We start from the raw sequence: 5,614 nt of genomic DNA on the forward strand, positions 1-5,614 counted from the left end.
AGATGTGTATAAGAGACAGGTGCTACAGGTTTGAGGCGGCCTGCTCGACGTAGGCGGACATGGAATCGATGTCGACGACGTCGGTGTGGAGGACGGGCTTGTCCTCAAGGGTGGCGAGCTGGGCAGGAGCCGTCGTGTTCGTGGCCTTCTCGAGCACCTTCATGCAGGCGAAGTCGTCGGGCGGGCAGAAGAGGCCAAGGGCGCCCGCGACAGCACGCGGGAACTTGTAGGGGCTCGCCGTGGAGAGCAGCACGCGCGCGGCGGTGCCGGGAGCGGCGGGCAGCTCCTCCAGCACGTGATAGCCGCAGGCGGTGTGCGGGTCGATCACGTAGCCGTTGGCGTCCCAGCAGTGCTTGATGGCGGCAGCCACCTGGTCCTCGTCGGCCCAGCCGCAGCCGAAGACCTCCTGGATGCGCGCGAGCACCTGCTCGGGCACGGTGTAGACGCCCTCGGCGGAAAGGCCGGCCATGAGCTCGGCCACCAGCTCGCAGTCGCCGTCGGTGGCGTAGTACAGCATGCGCTCGAGGTTCGACGAGATCAGGATGTCCATCGAAGGCGAGGTCGTGGTGAAGAACGGGCGCTTGCGGTCGTAGGTGCCGGTGGTGAGGAAGTCGAACAGCACGTTGTTCTTGTCGCTCGCCACGATAAGGCGGCTCACGGGCAGGCCCAGGCGCTTGGCGTAGTAGCCGGCGAGGATATCGCCGAAGTTGCCGGTGGGCACGCAGAACTCCACGGCATCGCCTGCCGCGATGGAGCCGGCGCGCAACAGCTGCGCGTAGGCGGCGAAGTAGTACACCACCTGCGGCACGAGGCGGCCGACGTTGATGGAGTTCGCGCTCGAGAGCACCACGCCCTCATCGGCCAGGCGCGCCGCCAGCTCCTCGTCGGCGAAGATGCGCTTCACGGCGCTCTGCGCGTCGTCGAAGTTGCCGCGCACGCCGCAGACGGCCACGTTGCCGCCCTCCTGCGTGCTCATCTGCAGCTCCTGGACGCGGCTGACCTTGCCCTCGGGGTAGAAGACCGTGATGCCGGTTCCGGGCGCGTCGGCGAAGCCGGCGAGCGCCGCCTTGCCCGTGTCGCCGGAGGTCGCGGTCACGATCATGATCTTCTCGTCGGCGTTCTCGCCGCTGTTCGTGCGCGCCATGAGGCGGGGGAGCATCTGCAGAGCGACGTCCTTGAAGGCGCTTGTGGGGCCGCCGAAGAGCTCGAGCACGTAGGTGGCGACGCCGTCGGCGTTCGGGGCGGTCGCCAACGGCACGAGTGGGGTCACCTCGTCGGAGGCGAAGGTGCCGTTATAGGCCTCATCGACGCACGCGGCGATCTCGTCGGCCGTGTAGTCGGGCAGCAGCGCGCCCAGGATCTCACGGGCGAGCTCGAAGTAGCTCTTCGATGCCAGATCGTCGAGGCCGATCGTCGTCTCGCCGAGCGCGTCGGAGACGAACAGGCCGCCATCGGCGGCGATGCCGCGGCGGATTGCCTGCTTGGCCGTGACGCATGGGGCAGCGGAGCGCGTGCTGTGATACAGACCCATGAAGGTACTCCTCATCTATGGCAGCGGAAATGTTGGTGCCCATGGTAGCAGAGCATGCATAGCGCTCGCTGTGCTTGTCGGGCTTTTCGAAGGTCAAAGCAGCATCAGCACACAGGACGTTTTCAATTTGGAAACATAACCCCTTGTTTTGACGTATTCTCGTATAACAAGAAGCGGCTCTAGTACACTTGCACGTACTAAAGTGGCACCTGCTATCTGCTGATTGCGCGCCGGGTGCGGGCCTACCCGCGTCGGCGCGCGATGCATAACTCAAGGGAAGGTTTTCGGGAAGCACATGATCAAGGTTGCAAAGTTCGGCGGGTCCTCCGTTGCCGATGCCGATCACTTCAGGAAGATCAAGGCGATCACCGACACGGATCCTGCGCGCCGGTTCGTCGTGGTGTCGGCCTGCGGCCGTCGTCGCAGCGGCGATGCCAAGGTCACCGACCTGCTGTATCTGGTGAACGCGCACGTCAAGTACAGCGTGTCGTGCGACGACCTGCTGGACGACATCGTTCAGCGCTATGTCGATATCGCCGACGAGCTGGGGCTCTCCTATCCCATTCGCGAGGAGATGGCCGCGTTCTGCGAGCGCGCCCGCTCGGGCGGTTTTTCCACCGAGGAGCTCGTCTCCCGCGGCGAGTACTTCACCGCGCGCCTGATGGCCGAGTACCTGGGCCTGCCCTTCCTCGACGCCGCGGACGTCGTGGCCTTCCACCACGACGGCACCCTGTCCATGACGCGCACGGCCAAGCTGCTCGACGAGAAGGCCCCGCGCGGCGGCTTCGTGATGCCCGGCTTCTACGGCGCGACGCGCGAGGGCCGCATCTGCCTGCTCGACCGTGGCGGCGGCGACATCTCCGGCTCCATTCTGGCCAAGTGCCTCGGCGCCGACCTGTACGAGAACTGGACGGACGTCTCAGGCTTCTACTCCGCCGACCCGCGCATCGTGCCCGACGCCCAGCCCATCTCCCGCATCACCTACGAGGAGCTGCGCGAGCTGTCCTACATGGGCGCCTCCGTCCTGCACGAAGAGGCCATCTTCCCTGTGCGCGAGGCGGGCATCCCGCTCGTGATCAAGAACACGAACGCGCCTCAGGACCCGGGCACGATCATCTCCGAGCACGCCAAGGAGGGCGAGAGCGAGCCCATCATCACCGGCGTGTCCGGCAAGCGCGGCTTCCTCGCCATCAACGTGGCGCGCGACCGCACCACGAGCCGCATCGGCTTCATGCGCCGCGCCCTGTCGGTGTTCGAGCGCTACAACGTGAGCGTCGAGCACATGCCCACCGGCGTCGACCAGTTTGCCGCCGTGGTGCAGGCCGAGGACGTGCACGATTCGCTGTACTCGCTGATCGCCGACATCCAGGACGAGGTCCAGCCGCTCGAGATCGAGGTCGTCGAGGATCTGGCGCTCATCGCCACCGTGGGCCGCAACCTGCATGGCCGCGCCGGCGTGGCGGGCCACCTGTTCGGCATGCTCGGCCAGGCGGGCGTGAGCGTGCGCATGATCACGCAGGGCTGCGACGAGATCAATATCATCGTCGGCGTGGAGGAGAAGGACTTCGAGCTCGCGATCAAGACGATCTACAAGGCCTTCTCCGACGAGAACGGCATCGTCGAGACCAAGGACCTGGAGCCCACGCCCCAGCCCTTCTAACCACCCGAGCATGACAGTGGGCCCCGTCCTAACTGTCATGCTCGCTTCGGCAGCGTGAAAGTGTGACAGTGGGCCCCGTCCTAACTGTCATAAAGGGAGGAGAACCCATGAAGCAGTATACCGTAGCCATCCTGGGCGCAACGGGCGCCGTGGGAACGCAGATGATCCAGTGCCTGGCCGAGCAGGACTTCCCGGTCGGCGAGCTGCGCCTGCTGGCCAGCGCGCGCTCCGCGGGCAAGAAGGTCGAGACCCCCTTCGGTGAGGTCACGATCGCCGAGGCCGGACCGGATGCGTTCGCGGGCTGCGACATCGTGCTCGGCGCCGTCGAGGACGATCTGGCGAAGGAGCTTCTGCCCCATGCCGTCGAGGCCGGCGCCGTCGTGGTCGACAACAGCCATGCCTTCCGTCTCGACCCGGATGTGCCCCTGGTCGTTCCCGAGATCAACGCCGAGGACATCTCCTGGCACAAGGGCATCATCTCCAACCCCAACTGCGCGACCATCATCGGCCTTGTCCCCACGTGGCCGCTGCACAAGATCGCCGGCGTCACGCGCATGATCGTGTCGACCTACCAGGCCGCGAGCGGTGCGGGCGCACCGGGCATGGCCGAGCTCGAGGCGCAGATCGGCGCCATGGGTCGCGGCGAGGAGATCCCCGAGCCGAAGGCGTTCGCCGCCCCGCTCGTGAGCAACCTCATCCCGCAGATCGGTGGCTTCAAGTACGAGGGCTACACCTCCGAGGAGATGAAGCTGCAAAACGAGGGCCGCAAGATCATGCATCTGCCTGAGCTGCGCGTGAACTGCACCTGCGTGCGCGTCCCCGTGCTGCGCTCGCATTCCGAGAGCATCACGCTCGAGTTCGAGCGCGACATCACGCTCGACGAGGCGCGCGAGGCGCTGGCCTCCGCTCCGGGCGTCAAGCTCGTGGACGACCGCGAGGCCGAAAACGCGCACGACCGCTTCCCGATGCCCATCGACACCTCCGACCAGGATCTCATCTGGGTCGGCCGCCTGCGCCGCGACATCTCGAACCCCGACGCCGCGCGCGGCATCACCTTCTGGTGCTGCGGGGACCAGATCAGGAAAGGTGCCGCCACGAATGCGGTGCAGATCGCGAAGCTGCTGACGGAGTAGCTGCTCGGGCGGCCCCCGGTCTTCCCGTGCGCACGTCCTCGGCCTGCGGCCTGCGGGATTGTGTGCCCAGGAAGACCGGGGGCCGGCCTGCAAGGTTGACTCGTGCAGCAGCTTTGCAAGCTGCTTGCGCGTGGTGGCTCCCTTGGCCTTGGGTGGGGAGTAATATGGTGCGCGGCCCTTTGGGCCGCGCTTTTGTTTAATGGGGTTTGGGAGGCACTCTATGTCGGTCGCGCAGACGATGCCGGTCATGATCACGCAGGTGGTCGCCATGTTTTTGATGATGGTGATCGGTGCGGTGCTGTATCGTGCGAAGCTTGTCGACAATGCGGGCTCGAAGCAGCTCTCGAACGTCGCCCTTTATGTGGCCACGCCTGCGGTGATCCTGCAGTCGCTCGCCACGACCTTCGATGCGGCAAAGATGGCGACCGGCGCCGCCTGCATGGCGCTGTCGTTCATCTTCACGCTGGCGTCGGCGGGCGTGGCGCGCCTGTACTTCCGCGACCGTCAACGCGCGGCGCAGCTCGGCATCACGATCTCCAACATGGGTTTCATGGGCATCCCGCTGGTCCAGAGCGTGCTGGGCGAGGAGTACGTCTTCTACATCTCGGCCTGCATGGCCGGTCAGGTTCCGCTCATCTGGAGCTACGGCATCTGGCTCATCTCGCAAGACGCGTCGAAGATCTCGCCGAAAAAGATCGCGACCAACCCCTCGATCGTCGCTGTCGTGGTGGGCATCGTGCTGTTCTGCTGCTCGATCGACCTGACCGGCGTCATCAAGGTGACCGCCCAGGACATGGGCAACCTCAACACCGGCCTGGCGATGCTCGTCATGGGCATCTACCTCTCCCAGACCGACCTGCGCAGCCTCGTGCGCGACCGCAGCCTCTACGCTGCCTGCGGCTTACGCCTGCTCGCCGTGCCGGCCATCGTCATCGCCGTCATGGCGCTGCTGCCCCTCGACCCCGTCGTCAAGCTCGTCGTGCTCGTCGCCCTCTCCACTCCCTGTGGCACCGTATCGGCCATGTTCCCGCAGATGTTCGGCGGCGACTACCGCTTCGGCGCCGGGTTGGTCTCGCTCTCGACGCTGCTGTCGCTTGTCATCATGCCCCTCATCCTAGCCCTCGGCCTCATCGTCTTCTAAGCTTCGACCCCCAATCCCCCACAACCAAGGCCCACAACCCAAGCGTTTAACCGATTTACCATTCGCCAAACCCCCAATTTATGGGTCCCAGCAACCGGCTCCAAACCCCAGCTACCCCATCCGCGCAGCGGCCGCCCGCCCCCAACAAC

At 65.7% G+C, this 5,614-nt stretch carries 4 protein-coding genes; 3 read left to right on the top strand and 1 reads right to left on the bottom strand.

Going from position 1 to position 5,614, the window contains the following annotated elements; all coding sequences use genetic code 11:
- Positions 1 to 22: 22 nt before the first annotated feature.
- Entirely contained in the window at positions 23 to 1,531 is a 1,509-nt protein-coding gene (gene thrC, locus H6A16_RS10365; protein WP_204618914.1) for a threonine synthase, read from the bottom strand.
- Positions 1,532 to 1,826: 295 nt separating this feature from the next.
- Here thrC and H6A16_RS10370 point away from each other — a divergent pair, with 295 nt between their 5' ends.
- The 3 genes from H6A16_RS10370 to H6A16_RS10380 all read left to right on the top strand — a co-directional run bounded on the left by H6A16_RS10370 (position 1,827) and on the right by H6A16_RS10380 (position 5,465).
- A complete protein-coding gene (locus H6A16_RS10370; protein ID WP_204618917.1) occupies positions 1,827 to 3,191 on the top strand; it encodes an aspartate kinase in 1,365 nt (454 codons plus the stop codon).
- 107 nt (positions 3,192 to 3,298) lie between these two features.
- A complete protein-coding gene (locus tag H6A16_RS10375; protein WP_204618920.1) occupies positions 3,299 to 4,324 on the top strand; it encodes an aspartate-semialdehyde dehydrogenase in 1,026 nt (341 codons plus the stop codon).
- 220 nt (positions 4,325 to 4,544) lie between these two features.
- On the top strand, positions 4,545 to 5,465 hold the full coding sequence (locus H6A16_RS10380) for an AEC family transporter (protein WP_204618924.1): 921 nt from the start codon (positions 4,545 to 4,547) through the stop codon (positions 5,463 to 5,465).
- Positions 5,466 to 5,614 lie beyond the last annotated feature (149 nt).

Origin of the sequence: Collinsella tanakaei, assembly GCF_016900375.1 — a bacterium.
Taxonomy (GTDB): domain Bacteria; phylum Actinomycetota; class Coriobacteriia; order Coriobacteriales; family Coriobacteriaceae; genus Collinsella.

What these genes read in the sequence shown, in the direction of transcription:
- thrC (WP_204618914.1), bottom strand. Translation starts at nt 1,531, where the DNA reads ATGGGTCTGTATCACAGCACGCGCTCCGCTGCCCCATGCGTCACGGCC.
- H6A16_RS10370 (WP_204618917.1), top strand. Translation starts at nt 1,827, where the DNA reads ATGATCAAGGTTGCAAAGTTCGGCGGGTCCTCCGTTGCCGATGCCGAT.
- H6A16_RS10375 (WP_204618920.1), top strand. Translation starts at nt 3,299, where the DNA reads ATGAAGCAGTATACCGTAGCCATCCTGGGCGCAACGGGCGCCGTGGGA.
- H6A16_RS10380 (WP_204618924.1), top strand. Translation starts at nt 4,545, where the DNA reads ATGTCGGTCGCGCAGACGATGCCGGTCATGATCACGCAGGTGGTCGCC.